The organism is Cupriavidus sp. FW305-3-2-15-C-LB2, assembly GCF_058787575.1.
In genome coordinates this window covers 94703-116356 of record NZ_JBYSZW010000006.1, presented here as the reverse complement: position 1 = coordinate 116356, position 21654 = coordinate 94703, and the positions used below count along the sequence as shown (strand labels likewise).

Genomic DNA, 21654 nt, shown 5'->3' with positions numbered 1-21654 from the left:
ATCAGCCGCGCGCGTGGAACACGGCGAACCAGCCGCTCGGGTCGGTCCAGTACACCGGGTCGTCAAACCCGGCGGCTTCCAACAAGAGCGTGAAGTCCTCCGGGCGGTACTTGTAGGAGTCCTCGGTATGAATCCGTTCGCCGGCGGCAAACTCGCGCGCGCCGCCCTGCCACTGCACGCGCACGTCGCGGCACGCCTGCAGGTGCATCTGGATGCGCGAGGCCGCGCGGTCGAAGCTCGCCACATGGCGCCAGTCGTCCAGCGAGAAATCCGTGCCGACGATGCGGTTCACGTTGCGCAGCACGTTGCGGTTGAACGCGGCGGTGACGCCCAGCGCATCGTCATAGGCAGACACCAGCGTGGCTTCGTCCTTGTGCAGGTCGACCCCGATCAGCACGCCGTCGCCGCGCCCGGCCGCGCCGCGCATGCGCTGCAGCAACGCCAGGGCCTCGACCGGGGCGAAATTGCCGATGCTCGAGCCCGGATAGAAGAACAGCCGCCTGCCGCGCCTGACGTTGGCGGGCAGATCGAACGGCGCACACAGGTCGGCGCCCAGGCCCAGCATCGGGATGTCGGGATGCTGCTGCTGCAGCGACGACAGCGTCGCGCGCAGGAACTCTATGGAGATATCCAGCGCCACGTACTGCGCCGGGCGCAGGGTGCCAAAGAGCCTGGCAGCCTTTTCGCAATTGCCTGCACCCAGGTCCACCAGCACGCAGCCGCTGCCGGCACGCGCGGCGATGGCGGGCGCCGCGCTGGCAAAGATCGCGGCCTCGGTACGGGTCGGGTAGTACTCTGGCAGGTCGGTGATGGCTTCGAACAGGCGCGAGCCCAGCACGTCGTAGAAGAACTTGGGGCTGATGGCGGCCTGCCCGGCACGCAGCCCGGCCAGCACCTGCTCGCGCAGCGCGCCGCTGTCCTCGCGGTACTGCTGCAAGAACTCCGGCTGGGGCGGCTGCCGGTGCGCGCGGCCATTGGCCAGCGCGACCAGGGCGGGCGGTGCGGCCGCATGGCCGTTGTGGTGGTTCAGGGGTGGGAGAGGTGTCTGCGGGGCTTTTTTCTGGAAGGGGGTATTCGGCGGATTCGGGACAGCCGGCATGTCGTTTCCTTGTGTGGTCGCGAATGGTCACTGCTTCACTGCGTATTCCCCAAGGCCGCGCTGTGCATGTCGTGCGCGCCGGTCTCCGCAACGCCTCCCTGTGCCGTCCGGGACGCATCGGGCGAAGCCGAACCTAAAGGATAGGCCCATCCGGCGGATCGCGCACCGCCGATCGCCGGATGCGCCGCACGCAGCACATCAAGAACTTTGAGTCAGTATCTTTCCTAATGGGGCATATCCCTTGCAGTTCGTTTATAATCCCGCCCAGCGCGGCCCCGAAACGGGTCGTGTCCCTCAAAGGGGAGTAGCTCCGGGGCCCATGCCCTTAGCACAATCGTCATTCCGGGACCCTTGTCCCCGGTTGTGCTGACTACCGGCGTGCATACCGCGCCAGTGGTCGAGCAAGACCTTTGCAACCTGGACTTCATGGTTTGCAAAGGCGCCCCCACGCTCCCGTGCTACGTGAAACCAGGCGAACCCGATACGCGCACTTGCGCTGATTTGTACCCTGAGGAGAGTTCATGGAGTGGTTTACCGATCTGTTCACGATGCAGTTCCTGACGGCACTGCTGTCCATCGTCGTCATTGACCTGGTGCTGGCTGGAGACAATGCCATCGTGATCGCCCTGGCGGCGCGCAACCTGCCCGCCCACCTGCAGAAGAAGGCCATCATCTGGGGTACCGTCGGCGCCGTGGTGGTGCGCTCGGCCATGACGATCGGGGTGGTCTGGCTGCTGAAGATTCCGGGGCTGATGCTGATCGGCGGCCTGGCGCTGGTGTGGATTGCCTACAAGCTGCTGTCCGACGAAGGCGACGGCGAGGGGCACGGCTCGGGCGCCTCGACCCTGTGGGGCGCAATGAAGACCATCATCATCGCCGACGCGGTGATGGGCGTGGACAACGTGCTGGCCGTGGCCGGCGCCGCGCACGGCAGCTTCCTGCTGGTGGTGCTGGGCCTGCTGATCAGCATCCCGATCGTGGTGTGGGGCTCGAGCCTGGTGCTCAAGCTGATGAGCCGCTTCCCGATCATCATCTACCTGGGCGCAGGCGTGCTGGCGTTCACGGCAGTCAAGATGATCGTGCACGAGCCGATGATCAAGGCGTTCTTCGAAGCCAACCCGGTGGTCAACTGGGGCCTGTACGTGCTGATCGTCGGCGGCGTGCTGGGCGCCGGCTACCTGGTGCAGAAGCGCCGCGTGCAGCAACCGGCCGGCAGCCACTAAGGCGGCAAGCCGTGCCAGGCATGGCCGGGGCACCCGCCCCGGCCATGCCTCTGAAGGGCCATCCTGAGGGATGGCCCTTTTGCTTTAAAATGCCAGCTTTGCGGGACCAGTACCCGCGTCACTCCCGATCCCGCCCCGCGCCGATGAAACAGTACCTCGACTTCATGCGCCATGTGTACGAGCATGGCACCGACAAGGCCGACCGCACCGGCACCGGCACGCGCTCGGTGTTCGGCTACCAGATGCGCTTCGACCTGCGCGCAGGCTTCCCGGTGGTGACCACCAAGAAGCTGCACCTGAAGTCGATCATCTATGAATTGCTGTGGTTCCTGCAGGGCTCGACCAACGTGCGCTGGCTGCAGGAGCACGGCGTCACCATCTGGGACGAGTGGGCCGACGAGAACGGCGAACTGGGCCCGGTCTACGGCTCGCAATGGCGCTCGTGGCCGACGCCGGACGGCCGACATATCGACCAGATCACCGACCTGGTGGCGCAGATCCGCGCCAATCCGGATTCGCGCCGCCTGATCGTGTCGGCCTGGAACGTGGCCGACATCCCGCGCATGAAGCTGCCGCCCTGCCACGCGTTCTTCCAGTTCTACGTGGCCGATGGCCGGCTGTCGTGCCAGCTCTACCAGCGCAGCGCCGATATCTTCCTGGGCGTGCCGTTCAATATCGCCAGCTATGCGCTGCTGACCCACATGATGGCGCAGCAGACCGGGCTGGAAGTGGGCGACTTCGTCTGGACCGGCGGCGACTGCCACCTGTACAACAACCATTTCGAGCAGGTGCAGACCCAGCTGGCGCGCGAGCCGCTGGCGCTGCCGCAGCTGAAGATCCTGCGCAAGCCCGACAGCATCTTCGACTACCGCTACGAAGACTTTGAACTGGCCGGCTACCAGTCGCACGCCGTCATCAAGGCACCGGTGGCCGTATGACGCTGCTGACACTGGTCGTCGCCCGCGCCCGCAACAACACCATCGGCCGCGACAACACGCTGCCGTGGCGCCTGCCGGAAGACCTGGCGCACTTCAAGCGCACCACCATGGGCGCGCCCGTGATCATGGGCCGCAAGACCTGGGACTCGATCGGCCGCCCGCTGCCGGGGCGCCGCAATATCGTGGTCAGCCGCAACCCGGACCTGCGCATCGAGGGCGCCGAGGTGGCGGCCTCGCTGGAAGATGCCCAGCGCCTGTGCGTGGGCGCGGAGCAGATCTTCCTGATCGGCGGCGCGCAGCTCTACGCCGAGGCCATGCCATGCGCGGACCGGCTGGTGGTGACCGAGATCGATGCGGATGTGGAAGGCGATGCCTTCTTCCCGGCGATCGACCGCACCCAATGGGTGGAGACCGCGCGCGAGACGCATCATTCGGAGGCCAATGGCTTCGACTATGCGTTCGTCACGTACGAGCGGCCGCCGTCGGACGAGTCGTAAGCCGTTGCGCGGGCAATAAAAAAGCAGGCCGTCAGGCCTGCTTTTTTATTGGGTGGCGCGCGCCGCTCAGGTGCCGGCAATCGTCATCTGCTCGAGCAGGATCGAGCCGGTTTCCTTGGTGCCGCGCACCAGCGAGTCCGCGCCGATGGCGACGATCTGCTGGAACATCTCGGCCATATTGCCGGCGATGGTGATTTCCTCCACCGGGTACTGGATCACGCCGTTCTCGACCCAGTAGCCCGAGGCGCCGCGCGAATAGTCGCCGGTCACGTAGTTGACGCCCTGCCCCATCAGCTCGGTCACCAGCAGGCCGGTGCCGAGCTTGCGCAGCATCGCCGGGAAGTCGTCGCCGGGCTCGGTCAGCGAGCTGGTCAGTGTCAGGTTGTGCGAGCCGCCGGCGTTGCCGGTGGTCTGCATGCCGAGCTTGCGCGCGGAATAGGTCGACAGGAAATAGCCCTGCACCACGCCGTCGCGGACCACGTCGCGGGCACGGGTGCGCACGCCTTCCTCGTCGAACGGGGCGCTGCCCATGGCGCCGGGGGTGTGCGGCTGCTCATGGATCTGGATATGCGGCGCAAACACGGCCTGGCCCAGCGAATCGCACAGGAACGTGGATTTGCGGTACAGCGCGCCGCCCGACACCGCCTGCACGAAGGCGCCCAGCAGCCCCGCGGCAAGCGGCGCCTCGAACAGCACCGGGCAGCGGCGCGTGGACAGCTGGCGCGCCTGCAGCCGCGCCAGCGCGCGCTCGGCGGCGTAGCGGCCGATGTCCTCGGGCGCGGCCAGCGCCAGCGGCGAGCGCTTGGACGAGTACCAGTCATCGCGCTGCATGCCGCTGCCGCTGCCGGCGATCGGCGCGCACGAGATGAAATGGCGCGAATACGGGTAGCCGCCCGAGAAGCCGCGCGTGGTCGCCAGCACGAACTGCGAATGCTGCGCCGACACGCTGGCGCCGTCGCTGTTGCGGATGCGCGGCGACACCGCGAAGGCGGCGGCCTCGGCGCGGGTGGCAATGTCGATGGCGCGCTCGGCGTCCAGCGCCCACGGGTGGAACAGTTCCAGGTCCTGCGGCGCGCGTTCCAGCAGTTCTTCCTCGGCCAGGCCGGCGCAATCGTCCTCGGCCGTGAAGCGGGCGATGTTGTAGGCGGCCTCGGCAGTGGCGCGCAGCGCGGCCGGCGAGAAGTCCGAGGTGCTGGCATTGCCGCGGCGCTTGCCGATCATGACCGTGACCCCGACCACCTTGTCGCGGTTCTGCTCGATGGTTTCCACCTGCCCCTTGCGTACCGATACGGACAGGCCGCTGCCTTCGGAGATCTCGGTGGCGGCGTCGGTCGCCCCAAGTTCGCGTGCAACGCGCAGCACATCGGCGGCCATCTCGCTGAGCTGGGCCTGGGTGTAGGTGAAGTGCGCGGTCTGTTCTGCGATCTGGTCCATGCTGGGCGGGTGTCATCAAAAGTCCAAGCGGCAATCATAGCAAGATAAAATGCCGGGCATGACGCGAAATTCCCGTAATCCGAATGGCTCGCGCTTTCCCGGAGGCTTTGCGCCCGAACCGGAAGACGACGAACCGAAAAGCAAGTCGCAGCGCAAGCGCGAAATGACCGCCCTGCAGGACCTTGGCGCCGAGCTCGAAGCCCTGGCCAAGGACCGCCTGGCGCGCGTGCCCATGCCCGAAGCGCTCGCCGACGCCATCCACCAGGCCCGCCGCATCAACAGCCACGAGGGCAAGCGCCGCCAGATGCAGTTCGTGGGCAAGATCATGCGCGGCCTCGACGACGAAGAGGTCGAGGTGATCCGGCAAGCGCTGGAGGGCTTCAAGGGCACCAGCAAGGCCGAAACCGCCCGCATGCACCTGATCGAGCGCTGGCGCGAGCTGCTGCTGGCCGACGACGCGGCGCTGACGCGCTTCCTCGCCGAGCACCCCGGCATCGACGTGCAGGCGCTGCGCAACACCATCCGCAACGCGCGCAAGGAAAAGGAGCAAGGCAAGCCGCCGCGCTATTTCCGCGAGCTGTTCCAGGCGATCAAGACGGCGCTGGATGCGAAGGACGGCAAGGCCGGCGCCGCCGCGGACCAACCCCCTACCCCGGAGCCCGAGGCATGACCCAGACCACGCAGCCGGTAGTCCGCAACCATCCCGATGAACTCGTTGTCGGCTTCGTTTCGATCTCGGACCGCGCCTCGGCCGGCACCTACCAGGACGAAGGCATCCCGGCGCTGCGCGAGTGGTTCGGGCGCACGCTGACCACGCCCTGGCAGGCGGTGGAGCGGCTGATCCCGGACGAGCAGGCGCAGATCTCGCGCACCCTGATCGACCTGGTCGACGTGGCCGGCTGCGACCTGGTGCTGACCACCGGCGGCACCGGCCCGGCGCGCCGCGACGTGACGCCAGAGGCCACGCTGGCCGTGGGCACCAAGGAAATGCCCGGCTTCGGCGAGCAGATGCGCCAGGTCAGCCTGCATTTCGTGCCGACCGCGATCCTGTCGCGCCAGGTGGCGGTGATCCGCGAGACCGCCAGCCGCGCCGCGCTGATCGTCAACCTGCCCGGCCAGCCGCGCGCCATCCGCGAGACCCTGGAGGGCCTGCGCGATGCCGATGGCAAGGCCGTGGCGCAAGGGATCTTTGCTGCGGTGCCGTATTGCATCGACCTGATCGGCGGCCCCTACATGGAAACTGATGAGGCCGTGGTCAAGGCCTGGCGCCCGAAGAACGCCGTGCGGGCCAAGCCCGCGGCGTAATCGCCAATCCCCGCAGGCGCGCGCCTGCGGGCTCCCCTTCCCCGCGCCTCAGCGCAAGCCCAGGTACAACCCCACCGGCACGAACACCACCGCGGCGATGTTGCCCAGCAGCACGATCGACGCCACCTGGTCCGGCTCCTGCCGGAAATGGTCCGCCACCAGGAAGTTCAGCACCGCCGGCGGCAGCGCGGCAAACACAAAGAGCAGGCCGCGCTGCAATTCGGTCAGCGGCACCCACTGCGCCAGCAGCAGCGCCACCGCGATTCCCGTCAGCGGGCAGGCCGCGGCGCCGACCAGGCCCATGCCCCAGTTGCGCAGGCTCACGTCCTTCATGCGCACGCCCAGCGCAAACAGCATCAGCGGCACGGTGGCGTCGCCCAGCAGCTTGACCGACTGGTATACCGGGTCCGGCAGCGTGAACCGTGGCCGCGCCAGCGCCAGCGCCACGCCCGCCACGGTGGCCAGCACCATGGGGTTGCGCGCGATCTGCGCCATCGACGCATGGCGGTTGACGATCTTCATGCCGATGGTGAAGTGCATCAGGTTCGATGCCGCGAACAGCGCCACCGCCGGCGCCAGCCCCGCCGGACCGAAGGCAAATACCGACAGCGGCAGCCCCATGTTGCCGCAGTTGTTGAACATCATCGGCGGCACGAAGGTGCGCGGATCGGCCTTCAGCAGCCGCGCCAGCGCCCACGCCAGCACGCCGGAGCCCAGCACCACCGCCACCGCGCAGCCCAGCAGCACCAGCTGGTCGGCCAGCACGAAATCCTTGCTGACGAAGGCCGACACCACCAGCAGCGGTGCGATCACGTCCAGCGTGGCGCGGTTGATGCCGGCCATGTCCGGATGGGCCTTGCGCCCGTACAGCCACCCGACCAGGATGATCAGGATGACCGGCGTGATGATGGAGACGATGCGCTCAAGCATGGGCAGGCGGGCGGGACGCGCCCCAGCGGCGGCCGCCCCGTGCGGGGCGGCCCGTCGCTTGCAGTGGGTTGTTGTTCCGGGAGCAGCCGGCCCCGCTTATTGCGCGGGCGTGTCGGCGGCCGGCGCGTCCGCTGCCGGTGCGGCGCCCGGCGCGGTGTGCCGGATAAAGTGCGTGCGGTAGTAGCGCAGTTCTTCGACCGATTCCAGGATGTCGGCCAGCGCCGTATGCAGCTGGCGCTTGATAAAGCCCTTGTGGATGGCCGGCTCCCAGCGCTTGCACAACTCCTTCAGCGTGGACACGTCCAGGTTGCGGTAGTGGAAGAAGGCCTCCAGCTTGGGCATGTAGCGCGCCATGAAGCGGCGGTCCTGGCAGATCGAGTTGCCGCACATCGGCGACTTGCTGGCCGGCACCCAGCGCTTGAGGAAGGCCAGCAGCTCGGCCTCGGCCTGCTCTTCGGTCAGGGTCGATGCCTTGACCTTGTCGATCAGGCCCGAGCGGCCGTGGGTGCCCTTGTTCCAGTTGTCCATGCCATCGAGCACGGCGTCGCTCTGGTGGATCACCAGCACCGGGCCTTCCGCCAGGATATTGAGTTCGGAGTCGGTAACGACGATCGCGATTTCGATGATGCGATCGGTATCCGGCTGCAGGCCGGTCATTTCCATGTCCAGCCAGATCAGGTTGTTTTCGCTTTTGACGGATTTGGCGGTGGCTTGGCTTGTCATCGGGACTGCGGAAGATAGGGATTTCAGGGAAGCGGCCGCGGCGGGGGCGGGCGCGAACAATTTATAATTCTCGCATATCCGTCCGGAATGGCCGTTTGCGCACCAGCGCCGGGGTGTTTTCCGGATATCCCGGACCACCGCCTGCCCCACCCCGGGGCTCGGCGGTTCCAACGGACGCCCGCCGCGCACAATGCGGGGCGCCCGCACCCACAACAAGGCTCTTGCCGATGTTCACGATTGTCTTTCTCGCCGCCCTGGTGCTGATGGTGCTGACCAGGCTCTGGCTGGCCGCCCGCCAGGTCCGGCATGTGGCGCAGCACCGCAATGCGGTGCCGCCGCGCTTTGCCGACACCATCAGCCTGGCCTCGCACCAGAAGGCCGCGGACTACACCATCGCCCGCACCCGGCTGTCGATGCTCGAGGTGCTGGCCGGGGCCGCGGTGCTGATCGGCTTCACCATGCTGGGCGGGCTGCAGTGGCTCAACCAGTCCTGGCTGGACACTTTCGGCCCAGGCTATGCCTATGGCGTGGCGCTGGTGGCCAGCGTGGCGCTGATCGGCGGGCTGGTGGACCTGCCGTTCTCGCTGTACGGCCAGTTCGGCATCGAGCAGCGCTTCGGCTTCAACAAGATGACGTTCGGCCTGTGGCTGGCCGACATGGCCAAGATGCTGGTGGTGGCCTGCGCGCTGGGCCTGCCGCTGCTGCTGGCGGTGCTGTGGCTGATGGAGCGCGCCGGCTCGCTGTGGTGGGTCTGGACCTGGCTGGTGTGGATGGCCTTCAACCTGTTCCTGCTGGTGGTGTTCCCGACCTTTATCGCACCGCTGTTCAACAAGTTCGAGCCGCTCACCGACGAATCGCTGCGCCAGCGCATCGAGGCCCTGATGAAGCGCTGCGGCTTTGCCAGCAAGGGCCTGTTCGTGATGGACGGCAGCAAGCGCAGCGCCCACGGCAATGCGTATTTCACCGGCTTCGGCGCGGCCAAGCGCATTGTCTTCTTCGACACGCTGCTGGAGCGCCTGTCGGGCGACGAGATCGAGGCGGTGCTGGCACATGAGCTGGGCCACTTCAAGCGCCGCCACGTGACCAAGCGCATCGTCGTCACCTTTGCGCTGAGCCTGGTGTTCCTGGCGCTGCTGGGCTGGCTGGCCACGCGCAGCTGGTTCTACACCGGGCTGGGCGTGGTGCCCAACCTGGGCGTGTCCAACAACGCGCTGGCGCTGGTGCTGTTCTTCCTGGCGCTGCCGGTGTTCACCTTCCTGCTGGGGCCGCTGTCGAGCCTGTCGTCGCGCCGCCATGAGTTCGAGGCCGACGCCTTTGCCGCCGACCAGACCGATGCCGGCAACCTGGTGTCGGCGCTGGTGAAGCTGTACAAGGACAACGCCTCGACGCTGACGCCGGATCCGCTCTACAGCGCCTTCTACTACTCGCATCCGCCCGCCGCGCAGCGGATCGACCGCCTGCTGGCGCACGCATGAGCCGCGCCACGCGTCACCGCAACGCCGGCGGCGGCAGCCATGCCGGCACGGCCACCGAATCCGCGCTGATCATCGCCGCCCATGGCCGCCACTACGTGGTCGAGCTGGGCGACGGCACGCGCATGCATGCCTTCCCGCGCGGCAAGAAGAGCGACTGCGCGGTGGGCGACCATGTCAGCGTGGAACGCGCCGCCGCCGACCAGTGCGTGATCACCGCGGCCTCGCCGCGCAAGAACCTGCTGCACCGCTCCGACCAGTTCAAGTCCAAGCTGCTGGCCGCCAATATCGACCAGGTCGTGATCGTGCTGGCAACCGAGCCGGGCTTCTCCGAAGACCTGCTCGGCCGCGCGCTGGTGTCGGCCGAGGCCATGGAGATCCGGCCGCTGATCGTGCTCAACAAGACCGACCTGCCCGACCGGCTCGAAGAAGCGCGAGGGCGCCTGGCGCTTTACCGCGGGCTGGGCTACGACACGCTGGAGCTGTCGGTCCGCGCCGACCCGGCGCAGGCGCTGGCCGCGCTCAAGCCGCGCCTGGCGGGGCTGGCCAGCATCCTGATCGGGCAATCGGGCATGGGCAAGTCGTCGCTGCTGAACCTGCTGATCCCGGGCGTGGATGCACAGACCCGCGAGATCTCGGCCAAGCTCGACTCCGGCAAGCACACCACCACCTTCACGCGGCTCTATCACCTGCCGGCCGAATGGGGCACCGTGGACGGCCATCAGGGTGCGCTGATCGATTCGCCGGGCTTCCAGGAATTCGGCCTGTACCACCTGAGCGAGGGCATGCTGGAGCGCGCCTTCCCGGAGTTCCGCCCGCTGCTGACCGGGTGCCGCTTCTACAACTGCCACCACGTCAACGAGCCCGGCTGCGGCGTGCTGGCCGCGGTCGCCTCGGGAGCGATCTCCGAGCGCCGCCACCAGCTCTACATGCAGTTGCTGCACGAATCCAACCAGCAGAAGCCGTGGTAAGGTAAGCGCACCTGGGTTACCCGGTGCGCTGCCATGAAACTGCTGCTGTCCGCCACTTCCCTCGTCCATGCAGCCCATTGCCGGAACGTCCTGCGGGCGGCCGGCATCCGGGCGGAATTGCGCAATACCTGGCTGGCCGGCGCGACCGGCGAGATCCCGTTCCGGGAGAGTGCGCCACAGGTGTGGCTGGTCGATGACGAGATGGAAGCGCAGGCGTGGGCGGTGCTCAATGCCGCCGCCAACCCGGCGCCGGGGCCGAGCTGGCAATGCCGCCACTGCCTGGAGTGGCACGAGGCCCAGTTCGGGGCCTGCTGGCGCTGCGGCGCGGCCCGCGACTAGCGCGCCGCCCCCTTTTTAACGCTGGTCAGCCGACCCAGAGCGCCAGCGACAGCATCGCCAGCAGCAGCATCCACAGCACCACCGCGCGCCATACCAGGCCCACGGCCGACTGCAGCGTGCGCACGCCGGGCTCGGTGCCGAATTCGGGCGGCACCGGTTCCGGGCCGCCGTTTTCCTCTTCCATGCCGGGCGCATAGTCCACGGCCGGGCCAGCCACGCTGGCGCGCAGCACCACGGTGGAATCATCCTCGGCCAGCGGCGTGCCCAGGCGCACGCCCAGCGCCCCGCCCCCACTGGCAAGCAGGATGCCGTTGACGGCATCGTTCCACTTGCGCGCATGGTTGCGCCAGGCGTAGACCGCGTCCTCGAAGTTGCCGACGATGGCAAAGCCGATCGCCGTCAGCCGCGACGGAATCCAGTCCAGCAAATAGAAGGCGCGCGCCGCAAAGCGGCCCAGCGCGGGGCTGCGCTCGGTCGAGGGCTGGTTCCAGTGGCGGCTCAGGTATTCGGCGGTGCGGTACAGCACCACCCCGCCGGGGCCGACCGGCACCAGGAACCAGAAGAACACGCCAAACACATGCCGGTGCACGGCGATGATGGCCGCCTCCAGCGTGTGCCGCACGATCTCGGAGACCGGCATCTCGACGGTGTCCAGGCCGGTCCACTCGTGCAGCAGCGTGCGCGCGGTATGGACGTCATCGCGGTTGAGGGCCTCGTGGATGTCGGTGAAGTAGTGGCTGAACTGGCGAAAGCCCAGCGTCATGTACAGCACCAGCACATTCCAGGCGAGCGTCAGCGCCACGCTGATCGAGGCCAGCAGGTAGTGCACCACGATCACCGCCAGGGTCAGCGGCAGGACCACGGTCAGCCAGGCCAGCGCGGCATCGCGCGGGCGGCCGGTGTCGAAGGCGTGTTCCGCGCGGTCGCCGAGTGCGCGCACGATCTCGTGGATCGGGTTGTTGCGGCCCAGGGCGCGGAATTGTTCAGCGATCAGCGCCAGGAGAATGGAAACAAAGGTCATCTTGGTACGGGGTGTTCCAAGGGCACGCCTGGCCCTTCCGGGCTTGCCGGCGATGTGCCGGCGCAGGCGCAATGCATAGCGAGAAGATAGCACAGCGGTACCTGCCGGAGCCCGGCGCACAATGCAAAAAGCAAAAGCCCGCCGAAGGCGGGCTTTCGCATGCGGCAATGAACGATGCTCAGGGCAGGTCGAACACCAGCACTTCGGCGCCATCGCCGCCGGACAGCGCGACCTCGCCCGCGGCTTCCAGCTTCGCCGCGTCGCCGGCTTCAAGCGCCTTGCCGTTGACCGTCACCCGACCGCGCGCCACGTGGATATAGGCGCGGCGGCCCGGTGCAAGCGCCAGCGTGGCAGCCTCGTCGCCATCGAACAGGCCGGCGTACAGGCGCACGTCCTGGTGGACCACCACCGAGCCCTCGGCACCATCGGCGCTGGCCACCAGGCGCAGCTTGCCGCGCTTGTCGGCTGCGTCGAAATGCTTTTCCTCGTAGCCGGGCTCGATGCCGTTCTCGGCCGGCATGATCCAGATCTGCAGGAAGTGGGTGGTGTCGTGCGCGGCGTGGTTGTACTCCGAATGGCGCACGCCGGTGCCGGCGCTCATGCGCTGCACATCGCCAGGGCGGATCACGCTGCCGTTGCCGATGCTGTCCTTGTGGGCCAGTTCGCCCTCAAGCACGTAGCTGATGATCTCCATGTCGCGGTGGCCGTGCGTGCCAAAGCCCATGCCCGGCGCGACGCGGTCCTCGTTGATCACTCGCAGTGGCCCAAACTGCACATGCCGCGGGTCATAGTAGTCGGCGAACGAGAACGAATGAAAGGACTTCAGCCAGCCATGATCGGCGTAACCACGCTCTGCAGACTTTCTGATTTCAATCATTTTGATGGCCCTCCTTGAGCCTGTTTGCCCGCAAGCACTGGCTTGGTAACCGTGTCGCGGCATACGTTTTCGCTTTGATGCTAGGAAGTTTAGGGCTTGAGGCGTATATTTACGGGGATCGACTTAGAAGCAGTCATTCAGAATTTCTGAACATGGCCCTCTCGCTAGAATCCCTCGAAGTCCTCGACGCCATCGAACGCAAGGGCAGCTTTGCCGCCGCCGCCCACGAGATGGGCAAGGTCCCTTCCGCGCTGACCTACGTGGTGCGCAAGCTGGAAGAAGACCTGGACGTGCTGCTGTTCGACCGGCGCCGCCATCGCGCCGAGCTGACGCCGGCCGGACGCGCCCTGCTCGATGAGGGCCGCCACCTGCTGCATGCCGCCGATGACCTGGCACGGCGCGTCAAGCGCCTGGCCACCGGCTGGGAGGCTACCCTCACCATCGTGGTCGACGACCTGATCAACTTCCGCGCGCTGCTGCCGGTGATCCACGACTTCTACGCCGAGAACACCGCCACCCGGCTGCGCTTTTCCAAGGAAGTGCTGGGCGGCGCCTGGGATGCGCTGGTCAACAACCGCGCCGACCTGGTGATCGGCGGCGCCTACGATGCGCCCAGCACGCAGGGCTTCCAGATCCGGCCACTGGGCTCGATGCCGTTCGTGTTCGCGGTTGCCGCGCACCATCCGCTGGCCACCGAGGAAGGCCCGCTCACCACCATCCAGATCGCCAGGCACCGCATCGTCGCGGTGGGCGACACCTCGCGCAACCTGCCGGCGCGTACCCATGGCGTGCTGGCCGGGCAAGACGTGCTGGTGGTGCCCACCATGCGCGACAAGCTCGAGGCACAGATCCGTGGGCTGGGCTGCGGCTGGCTGCCGGCGCCGATGGCGCAACCCCATATCGAAAGCGGCGTACTGCAGGCACGCGAGACCGTCGAGGTGCGCGCGCCCGGCAACTTCAAGGTAGCCTGGCGCACCAGCAACCGCGGCAAGGCGCTGCAGTGGTGGGCCAGCAAGCTGGAAGACCCGCGCCTGGCGCAGGCACTGCTGCAGCAACCCGACTTCGCCGGCTGAGGGCAGGTCTCATGGCAGTGACAGCAACGACGGCAGCAATGACGGTTGCCGCGACCGGCTATCGCGGCCGCTTCGCCCCCTCGCCCACCGGGCCGCTGCATATGGGCTCGCTGGTCACCGCGCTGGCGAGCTGGCTGGACGCGCGCGCGCACGGCGGCCAGTGGCTGGTGCGCATCGAGGACATCGACATGCCGCGCTGCGTGCGCGGCGCGGACGACGACATCCTGCTCACGCTGGAACGCCTGGGCATGGCGCCGGACGAGCCGCCGGTATGGCAGAGCCGGCGTGAGCCGTTCTATGCCGATGCGCTGCGCCGCCTCGACGCCGCCGGGCAGCTCTACCCGTGCGGCTGTTCGCGCAAGGAGATCGCCGACTCACTGGTGCACGTGCGCGAGCGGCACCAGACCCTGGGCTATCCCGGCACCTGCCGCCACGGCCTGAACGGCAAGCTGCCGCGCGCCTGGCGCGTGCGCGTGCCGGACGGCCCGGCCGCCACCCTGTGCTTCGACGACCGCTGGCAGGGCCGCCAGTGCCAGGACCTGGAAACCGAGCTGGGCGACTTCGTGCTGCGCCGCGCGGACGGGCTGTGGGCGTATCAACTGGCGGTAGTGGTGGATGACGGCTTGCAGGGCATCACGCATATCGTGCGCGGCGCCGACCTGCTCGACTCCACGCCGCGCCAGATCCACCTGCAGCACCTGCTGGGCCTGCCCACGCCGGCGTACCTGCACGTGCCAGTGGTGGTCAACGAAACCGGCGAGAAGCTGAGCAAGCAAAGCGGTGCGCAGGCAATCGACACCACCGCACCGCTGGACGCGCTGCGCGAAGCCGGCACTCACCTGGGGCTGTCGAACCGCGCGGACAATGTGAAGGACTGGCTTGCGCGCGCCACCGACGGGTGGCGCCAGTTGCTGGCCGATCTGCCGCGACCCCCGCACGGATAGCGCCCCCCCAAAAGCAAATGGCCCGCGCAGGCGGGCCATTTTCAGCTACGGCAGGATCAGATCAGGACTTGCGCGGCACGCCGCCCAGCAGGGCAGCCACCGGCCGCTTGGGCGCCTGGCGGCCGCGGCTCAGCGCGGCGGCGACTTCATCGGCCGCCTTGGCCTGGGCGACGCTGGCGGCGCTGGGCTCGTACGGGCGCGAGAAGAACGGATCATCCGAGGCACGGAACACCTGGCGGTTGGCGCTGTGCTCGTGGCGGCGCGGACGCTCTTCGCCCTCGCCGTTGCCGCGCGCGCGACGCACGTCGCTACGCTCGCGGCGGCGCTCGGTATCGCCCTGGCGGGCGCGCTCGCCGGTCGGGTCGAAGCCTTCCAGCTTGCCGCGCGGGATGCTGCGCTTGATCAGCTTCTCGATATCGGACAGCAGGCGCTCGTCATTGCCCGGCACGTAGATCGACAGCGCATCGCCGCTGGCGCCGGCCCGGCCGGTACGGCCGATGCGGTGCACATAGTCTTCGGCGCTGTACGGCACGTCGAAGTTGACCACGCACGGCATGTCGGGAATATCCAGCCCGCGCGCGGCCACGTCGGTGGCGACCAGCGCGTCGATGGTGCCGCTCTTGAACCCTTCCAGCGTCTGCATGCGCTCGGTCTGGGTCTTGTCGCCGTGGATGGCGGCGGCGTTGATGCCCTCGCGCTCCAAATGGCGCGCCAGGCGCGAGCAGCCGATCTTGCTGTTGACGAAGACGATGCACTGGCGCGACAGCCCCTGCTCGGCGCGCTGCTTGAGCAGGTGCACGACCGCCGCCTGCTTGTGGCCGTCTTCGACCAGGTACACCATCTGGCGCACGTTCTCGTTGGTCGAGTTGCTGCGTGCCACTTCGATCGTGACCGGGTGCTTCAGGTAGCTGGAGGCAAGCCGCTTGATTTCCGGCGAGAACGTAGCCGAGAACAGCAGCGTCTGGCGATGCGCCGGCAGCAGGTTGATGATGCGCTGCAGGTCCGGCAGGAAGCCCATGTCGAGCATGCGGTCGGCTTCGTCCAGCACCAGCATCTGCACCTGCGACAGGTTGACCGACTTCTGCTGCACGTGGTCCAGCAGGCGGCCGGGCGTTGCCACCAGGATCTCCACGCCGCGGCGCAGGGCGTCGGTCTGCGGGTTCATGTCGACGCCGCCGAACACCACGGTGCTGCGCAGGTCGGTGTGCTTGGCGTAGCGCGCGACGTTGTCATAGACCTGGTCGGCCAGTTCGCGCGTGGGGGTCAGCATCAGCGCGCGCACCGGGTGGCGCGCCGGCGAGGCGCTGGCATTGGCCAGCGGCAGCAGGCGCTGGATGATCGGCAGCGCGAAGCCCGCGGTCTTGCCGGTGCCGGTCTGCGCGGCGCCCATCATGTCCTTGCCTATCAGCACGACCGGGATGGCCTGTGCCTGGATCGGGGTGGGCGTGGTGTAGCCCTGCTCGGACAAGGCGCGCAGGATGCGCGCGTCCAGGCCAAAGCTGTCGAATGTCTGCACGGCGGTCTGCCCCGCGGTAGTGGCTTCTGGTGCGTTCGTAGTGGTCATGGGTATCGGTGTCTGGCGGGAGGCGAACCCGGCACAAACGGATACGCGTCTGGAACTCATCTCGCCCTGACTCTCGCCTGGCGCCGGGAGGGTTCCGGCACGGCCATGCTGGCTGCAGCATTTGGCCAAGAGAATCAAAGACTTACATTTTAGCACCTCTGCCAGCACAGTGGGCATTCTGGCAGCGCCGTGCGACTGGCGCGACAGATGGCGGCACAGGCTGGCGGGATTTCAAGAAACTGTCATATCCACCACGCAAGATGCCGGCGGCGCGGCGGCCACGGCCGGACCGCGCCACCCCAACTCACCGAGACCTACATGGACTTCGAGCTTTTCCGCCAGACCTGCCAGCAGTTCCTGCGCACCTCCAGCCAGTTCCTTGGCCTGGCCGCGGCCGCCTGCCAGCCGGCGCTGCCCTTGCCGGCGCTGCCGGCCAGCCAGGCGCAAGGGCAGCAGCCCGCCTGAGCGCGGCTCAGTGCCGCGCCGGGATGAAGCGACAGCGGTTCAGTAATGTCATGACGGATCCTGGCGAGCCTCCTCGCGAACCGGTCATGGCCGGCCCGTCTGACTGATGCATATGGCGGCGGTGCTTGCCCGGCCGGCCGCGAATGACAGGATTACAGGTGCAGGGGCCCGGCCTGGAACAGCCGCGCATCCATTTCGCGCAGGTCCTGCGCCACGGCGATGGGCGTCGAGCACTGGTCGAGCACGTCGCGCTGCAGGTCCACGCCGGGGGCGATCTCGACCAGCGTGAGGCGGGCTTCGCCGTCTGCGCCAGCGCGCATCTCGAACACCGCGCGCTCGGTGATGTACAGCACCGGGATGCCGAGCGACGCCACATAGGGCCCGTTGAAGCTCAGGTGCGACACCTCAGGCACGATCTTCTTCACGCGGCCTTCGCGCACGATCTGCAGGCCGCCGTCGCCGGCGCGGACTTCCAGCCCGCCCGCCGTCAGCGTGCCCATGAACACCACCGCGCGCGCGCTCTGCGTGATGTTGATAAAGCCGCCGACGCCGGCAATCGATGCGCCCTCGCCTTCGCCGAACTTGCTGACATTGACGTTGCCGTGGCCATCCAGCTCGGCCAGGCCGAGGATGGCCAGGTCGATGCCGCCGCCCTCGTAGAAATCGAACTGCGCGGGCTGATCCACCACCGCCTCCGGGTAGGCCGAGGCACCGAAGCTGAGGCCATCCGCGGGCGTGCCGCCGATGGGGCCGGCCTCGACGGTCAGCGTGAAGCCGTCCAGCCCGGCCTGGTGCGCCAGCATGCCGACCGCTGCCGGCATGCCCACGCCCAGGTTGACCACGCGCGGCGCACGGCGCGCCAGTTCCATCACCGCACGGCGCTGCACGATGGTGCGCGCGTCGAGCGGGCCGGCAGCCACCGGTGCCGCTTCCGCTTCGGCCACCGCTGCCTCGCCCTGCCATGGCGTCACGTAGGCCGGGTTGTAGGATTCGGCAAACGTCATCTGGTGGTTGGCGGGGTTGTCGCAGACCACCACGTAGTCGACCAGGATGCCGGGCACGTGGATGGCCTGCAGGATCTCGTGGTGGTCGACCAGGCTTTCCACCTGCGCGATCACGATGCCGCCCGAGTTGTGGGCCGCCTGCGCCATCGCCAGCAGCTCATGGTGGAAGGCTTCGCGATGGGTGCTGAGGTTGCCGCGGGCGTCGGCCGCGGTGCAGCGGATCAGCGCGCAGTGGATCGGGAAGCTCGGGTAGAACAGGTATTCGTCGCCGCGGAAGTCGACCGCATCGACCCAGCATGCCTTGCCCTCGGCAATGGCCTGGCGCGCGCGCTCGTTGACGGCGCCGCCGTGGTAGCGCGCATCCTGCGCGGTGCGCGGGTCGACGAAGGTGTGCAGGCCGATCTTGGTCATCACGCCGGGCTTGCCGCCGGCGATGGCGCGGTATAGGTGCGTCAGCACGCCCTGCGGCAGGTTGTAGCCCTCGCACTGCTCGGCCATGGCCAGCGTGGCCAGCCGCGTGGCCGAGCGCCAGTGGCCGCCGACGATGCTGGCGGTCATGCCGGCATTGCCGAAGTGGTTCACGCCGCGCGCGCCGCGGTCGCCCTGCCCGGCCGAGTACACCAGCGTCAGGTCGCGCGGCAGCCCGCTCTGCAGGAAGCGCTGCTCCAGCGCCTCGGTCACGGCCTCGGCATGGCCGGCGCCGACAAAGCCCGCGCTGGCCACGGTCCAGCCGTCCTGCACCAGTGCCGCCGCTTCGCGTGCGGTGATCACCTTCATTGCTGTCTCCGGTTTCGTTGTGCCGTCCCGCATCGGTGGCGGCACGTTTTTCCGTGAATTTTGTTTTGCGAACATTTGTTCGGAAAACGCTATCATACGGACATGCCGGCCGCTGGCGCAAGTCCGGCGCGGCATGGAGAATCATGTGATTTCCGCTCCATTTCCCCGTATTGAGCCGAAATGCCGCAAGCCGAAGCCGCCAAGAAAGACGAACTGCTGGAATCGCTGAGCAAGGGCCTGGCGCTGCTGCGCCTGTTCGCCGGCGGCGCGGAACGCCTGACCATGCAGGACGTCGCCGAGCAGCTCGACGTGACCCGCGCCGCCGCGCGCCGGCTGCTGCTGACCCTGGAGCACAACGGCTACGTGGCGCAGGACGGCCGCCACTTTGCGCTGACGCCGCGGGTGATGGAGCTCGGCTATGCCTACTTTGCCTCGATGAGCCTGCCGCAGGTGGCGCGGCCCTACCTGCAGGGGCTGTGCGAGTCCCTGGGCGAAAGCTGCTCGGTGGGCGTGCTCGATGCGGAATCCGTGGTGCTGGTGGCGCGCGAGGAGCCGCGCCAGCTGCTGCGCGTGGACATGGCGCTGGGACGGCGCATGCCGGCCTATGCGCATTCGCTTGGCCGCGTGCTGCTGGCCGGCCTGGACGATGACGCGCTCGAGGCCTACCTGGCAGGCGCCACGCTGCGCAAGCTGACGCCGTTCACGGTCAGCTCGCGCACGGCGCTGGCGCGCACGCTGCGGCAGGTGCGCACCGACGGCTACTGTGTGCTGGTGAGCGAGCTGGTGGACGGCTACGCCGGGATCTCGGTGCCGTTGCGCGACCAGGCCGGCAAGGCGGTGGCCGGGCTGGGCTTCAGCATGGTGCTGGGCAGCCGCGACCAGGCCCAGCTGGAGACGCGCTTCCTGGGGCCGCTGCGCGAGGCCGCCGCCCGCATCGAAACCATCCTGCAGGCGCGCTGAGGCGCCCGCGGCCCATGTAGAAAAGCCCCGCATGCCGGGGAGGCAGCGGGGCTCAAATGGTAGCGGGGCAATCTGCTCGACCACCCACGCCTTGATCCTGGCGCATCGCGCCACGGCGGACATCCCCCAAATGTGGGCCATTGCCATGCCGCGTTGCCGGCAGGCCGCAAACGCGCCCTGCGAAGCCTGTCAATCATGGCCCTGTCACATTCCTGAAGGAATCCGGGTTTTCGCCGAGCGGGTTTTCGCCAGCTTCCGGCCAACGTCCGGATGCGGTCTACTGGACTCACATCGACGGCCTGGCACCGCAAACGCCGGATCGCCGCAGCCGATGGTGCCTCAGAACAAGTCCAATGACCGGGAGACAGACCATGGTGACGAAGAAAGAAGACGCTTTCGTACTGAAGAACCTTCTCGCCCTCGCAGCAGTGGAAACCCTGGGTGGCGCGATTGCCCTGGGCATGGTCTTCCACCTGATCTGAACTCGCTTGCTGCGCGCCGGCGCTGCCACGCCGGCGCCCGGCGCGCTCACTCGTCGACAATCACCTCGAAGCCGCCAAAGATCATCCGCTGGCCGTCGAACGGCATCGGATCCATGCCTTCCTTCAGGCGCGGGTCGGCCATCGCCGCCTTCATGCCAGTGTCGCGCTTCTCGCGTGACGGCCACAGGATCCACGAGAACACCACCGCCTCATCCTCCTTGCGCTGCACCGCCATCGTAAAGGACGTGACCTTGCCTTCCGGCACATCGTCACCCCAGCATTCCACCACCTTCAGCGCGCCGTGCTCCTTGAACACCGCGGCTGCCTTCTGCGCCACCTGGCGATAGGTCTCGCGAGTGGCCTGGGGAACGGCCAGTACAAATCCGTCGATATAGGACATGGGCTTCACTCCTGGTCAGATTGAATCGTGCGAATCGGATCAAACGCGCGATGACTACCATAGTCCATCGCCGCGCCCTCAGCGGGTGGTCCGCTGCCCGCGCCGGTCGACCTCGAACACCATGTTTTCCCGGAAGCGCTGCCGTAGCCACTGCTCGGCCCGGCCCTGCGGCCGGCCCGACTTCGCCCAGATCAGGTCGACGCTGACCAGCCAGTCCGTGTACGGATAGGCCGCCAGGTCCAGTTCCACCAGTTCGCCGCGCTCCAGCGCCGCGCGCACCAGTTGCCGCGGCAGTGTGGCCCAGCCCAGCCCGCTTTTCACCATTTCGACCAGCGCCAGGTAGCTTTCGGCGCGCCACACCCGCGCCGCGCGCAGGTATTCGCTGGTGGGCAGCTTGTCGGCATGCACGCTGAAGGCCAGGCGCCGATAGGCGTGCAGGTCGGCAAACGAGACCTGTTCGCGCCCGGCCAGCGGGTGTCCCGGGTGCACCACATGCACCATGATCAGCTTGCCCAACTGCACGAAGGCCAGTTCCGGCGCGTAGTGCGGCTGCGCGAAGGCGATGCCGAGCTCGGCCTCGCCCTGCAGCACCAGTTCGCTGACATCGCCGTAGACCGGATTGCGAATGGTCAGGTCGACATACGGAAACTCCCGCTCGAATTCGGCCAGCACCGGCATCACCGCGTGGTACGGGATTTCGATCGCCAGCGTCAGCCCGGGCGGGTTGGCATCGGCCAGGCTGGCGGCATGGGCCTGCAGCGACCGGCAACGCTCCAGCACGGCTTCGGCCTCGGTCAGCAGCTTGCGGCCGGCCCCGGTCAGCGCCGGATTGCGGCTGCTGCGGTCGAACAGCGGCACGCCGAGGTCGATCTCCAGGTTGGCCACCGCCGCACTGACCGTGGACTGGGTCTTGCCCAGGCGCCGCGCGGCAGCGGAAAAGGAGCCTGTCTCAACCACCAGTGCGAATACCTGCAACTGGTCCAGCGAAAAACGCATGGCCACCCTCCCGCGACCCATCGACTGGATCGATAGGTATTGATTTGTTGTACCGATGAAGTTGCGGAGATGATGCCGCAACGGCCGAGGGATCACAAATCCCGGCAATCCCGGCCGGCGCTGCCCAATCCGCCCTGCCAGAGGCGGAAGCGGCTTCCAT

The 21654-nt window shown here is 67.8% G+C and carries 22 protein-coding genes; 12 read left to right on the top strand and 10 right to left on the bottom strand.

Translation table 11 applies throughout. From position 1 onward, the window contains the following. Position 1: 1 nt before the first annotated feature. Positions 2 to 1099 carry an L-histidine N(alpha)-methyltransferase gene (egtD, locus tag AC3WRR_RS07135; protein ID WP_439670821.1) on the bottom strand — a complete coding sequence of 366 codons (1098 nt, stop codon included), beginning with the start codon at positions 1097 to 1099 and terminating at the stop codon, positions 2 to 4. 521 nt (positions 1100 to 1620) lie between these two features. On the opposite strand from egtD, the gene AC3WRR_RS07130 reads away from it, so the two are divergent. From AC3WRR_RS07130 to AC3WRR_RS07120, 3 genes are all read left to right on the top strand, one after another. Then, positions 1621 to 2322: a TerC family protein gene (locus tag AC3WRR_RS07130; RefSeq protein ID WP_010813608.1), complete on the top strand. Its 702-nt coding sequence runs from the start codon at positions 1621 to 1623 to the stop codon at positions 2320 to 2322. A gap of 143 nt (positions 2323 to 2465) precedes the next feature. Then, positions 2466 to 3260 carry a thymidylate synthase gene (locus AC3WRR_RS07125; RefSeq protein WP_492296532.1) on the top strand — a complete coding sequence of 265 codons (795 nt, stop codon included), beginning with the start codon at positions 2466 to 2468 and terminating at the stop codon, positions 3258 to 3260. Continuing rightward, positions 3257 to 3757: a dihydrofolate reductase gene (locus AC3WRR_RS07120; RefSeq protein WP_010813610.1), complete on the top strand. Its 501-nt coding sequence runs from the start codon at positions 3257 to 3259 to the stop codon at positions 3755 to 3757. Before AC3WRR_RS07125 ends, AC3WRR_RS07120 begins: the two co-directional genes overlap by 4 nt. 66 nt (positions 3758 to 3823) lie before the next feature. Here AC3WRR_RS07120 and pmbA read toward each other — a convergent pair whose 3' ends face one another. Next, a complete protein-coding gene (gene pmbA / locus AC3WRR_RS07115; RefSeq protein WP_010813611.1) occupies positions 3824 to 5191 on the bottom strand; it encodes a metalloprotease PmbA in 1368 nt (455 codons plus the stop codon). Positions 5192 to 5240: 49 nt separating this feature from the next. Between pmbA and yjgA the strand changes: the two genes are divergently transcribed. Further along, positions 5241 to 5861, top strand: a complete 621-nt coding sequence (gene yjgA / locus AC3WRR_RS07110) for a ribosome biogenesis factor YjgA (RefSeq protein WP_010813612.1) — start codon at positions 5241 to 5243, stop codon at positions 5859 to 5861. Next, the gene (mog, locus tag AC3WRR_RS07105; protein WP_010813613.1) at positions 5858 to 6496 is read left to right on the top strand and encodes a molybdopterin adenylyltransferase; all 639 of its coding nucleotides are present in this window, start codon (positions 5858 to 5860) and stop codon (positions 6494 to 6496) included. The genes yjgA and mog overlap by 4 nt, the downstream gene beginning before the upstream one ends. Positions 6497 to 6544: 48 nt before the next feature. On the opposite strand, the gene AC3WRR_RS07100 is transcribed toward mog, so the two are convergent. Together AC3WRR_RS07100 and orn are read right to left on the bottom strand one after the other, a co-directional pair. Further along, positions 6545 to 7426: an AEC family transporter gene (locus tag AC3WRR_RS07100; RefSeq protein WP_439668099.1), complete on the bottom strand. Its 882-nt coding sequence runs from the start codon at positions 7424 to 7426 to the stop codon at positions 6545 to 6547. 96 nt (positions 7427 to 7522) lie between these two features. Continuing rightward, the gene (gene orn, locus AC3WRR_RS07095; RefSeq protein WP_058696652.1) at positions 7523 to 8149 is read right to left on the bottom strand and encodes an oligoribonuclease; all 627 of its coding nucleotides are present in this window, start codon (positions 8147 to 8149) and stop codon (positions 7523 to 7525) included. Between the two features lie 227 nt (positions 8150 to 8376). Here orn and AC3WRR_RS07090 point away from each other — a divergent pair, with 227 nt between their 5' ends. The 3 genes from AC3WRR_RS07090 to AC3WRR_RS07080 are packed head-to-tail and all read left to right on the top strand — an operon-like array spanning position 8377 to position 10931. Next, a complete protein-coding gene (locus AC3WRR_RS07090; protein ID WP_010813616.1) occupies positions 8377 to 9624 on the top strand; it encodes a M48 family metallopeptidase in 1248 nt (415 codons plus the stop codon). Beyond that, a complete protein-coding gene (gene rsgA / locus AC3WRR_RS07085) occupies positions 9621 to 10592 on the top strand; it encodes a ribosome small subunit-dependent GTPase A (protein WP_010813617.1) in 972 nt (323 codons plus the stop codon). Before AC3WRR_RS07090 ends, rsgA begins: the two co-directional genes overlap by 4 nt. A gap of 33 nt (positions 10593 to 10625) precedes the next feature. Next, on the top strand, positions 10626 to 10931 hold the full coding sequence (locus tag AC3WRR_RS07080; protein ID WP_010813618.1) for a putative signal transducing protein: 306 nt from the start codon (positions 10626 to 10628) through the stop codon (positions 10929 to 10931). Positions 10932 to 10956: 25 nt separating this feature from the next. Here AC3WRR_RS07080 and AC3WRR_RS07075 read toward each other — a convergent pair whose 3' ends face one another. Together AC3WRR_RS07075 and AC3WRR_RS07070 are read right to left on the bottom strand one after the other, a co-directional pair. Further along, entirely contained in the window at positions 10957 to 11952 is a 996-nt protein-coding gene (locus tag AC3WRR_RS07075; protein WP_010813619.1) for a CobD/CbiB family protein, read from the bottom strand. Between the two features lie 178 nt (positions 11953 to 12130). Further along, positions 12131 to 12829, bottom strand: a complete 699-nt coding sequence (locus tag AC3WRR_RS07070; RefSeq protein ID WP_492296530.1) for a pirin family protein — start codon at positions 12827 to 12829, stop codon at positions 12131 to 12133. 152 nt (positions 12830 to 12981) lie between these two features. Between AC3WRR_RS07070 and AC3WRR_RS07065 the strand changes: the two genes are divergently transcribed. Further along, positions 12982 to 13902, top strand: coding sequence for a LysR family transcriptional regulator (locus AC3WRR_RS07065; RefSeq protein WP_010813621.1), 921 nt, complete (start codon positions 12982 to 12984; stop codon positions 13900 to 13902). 11 nt (positions 13903 to 13913) lie between these two features. Next, positions 13914 to 14846 (top strand): tRNA glutamyl-Q(34) synthetase GluQRS, encoded by a 933-nt coding sequence (gene gluQRS, locus AC3WRR_RS07060; protein WP_454751403.1) that lies wholly within the window; start codon positions 13914 to 13916, stop codon positions 14844 to 14846. 61 nt (positions 14847 to 14907) lie between these two features. On the opposite strand, the gene AC3WRR_RS07055 is transcribed toward gluQRS, so the two are convergent. Further along, complete coding sequence (locus AC3WRR_RS07055; protein ID WP_176844223.1) at positions 14908 to 16410, bottom strand: DEAD/DEAH box helicase; 1503 nt, start codon at positions 16408 to 16410, stop codon at positions 14908 to 14910. Positions 16411 to 16728: 318 nt separating this feature from the next. Here AC3WRR_RS07055 and AC3WRR_RS07050 point away from each other — a divergent pair, with 318 nt between their 5' ends. Then, positions 16729 to 16875 carry a hypothetical protein gene (locus AC3WRR_RS07050; RefSeq protein ID WP_010813624.1) on the top strand — a complete coding sequence of 49 codons (147 nt, stop codon included), beginning with the start codon at positions 16729 to 16731 and terminating at the stop codon, positions 16873 to 16875. Positions 16876 to 17027: 152 nt separating this feature from the next. Here AC3WRR_RS07050 and AC3WRR_RS07045 read toward each other — a convergent pair whose 3' ends face one another. Then, positions 17028 to 18656, bottom strand: a complete 1629-nt coding sequence (locus AC3WRR_RS07045) for an acyl CoA:acetate/3-ketoacid CoA transferase (RefSeq protein ID WP_010813625.1) — start codon at positions 18654 to 18656, stop codon at positions 17028 to 17030. 180 nt (positions 18657 to 18836) lie between these two features. Between AC3WRR_RS07045 and AC3WRR_RS07040 the strand changes: the two genes are divergently transcribed. After that, on the top strand, positions 18837 to 19616 hold the full coding sequence (locus AC3WRR_RS07040; protein ID WP_454751402.1) for an IclR family transcriptional regulator domain-containing protein: 780 nt from the start codon (positions 18837 to 18839) through the stop codon (positions 19614 to 19616). A gap of 528 nt (positions 19617 to 20144) precedes the next feature. On the opposite strand, the gene AC3WRR_RS07035 is transcribed toward AC3WRR_RS07040, so the two are convergent. Continuing rightward, entirely contained in the window at positions 20145 to 20498 is a 354-nt protein-coding gene (locus AC3WRR_RS07035; RefSeq protein WP_010813628.1) for a DUF1428 domain-containing protein, read from the bottom strand. Positions 20499 to 20576: 78 nt separating this feature from the next. Beyond that, positions 20577 to 21494, bottom strand: a complete 918-nt coding sequence (locus tag AC3WRR_RS07030; protein ID WP_492296529.1) for a LysR family transcriptional regulator — start codon at positions 21492 to 21494, stop codon at positions 20577 to 20579. Between the last annotated feature and the right edge of the window lie 160 nt (positions 21495 to 21654).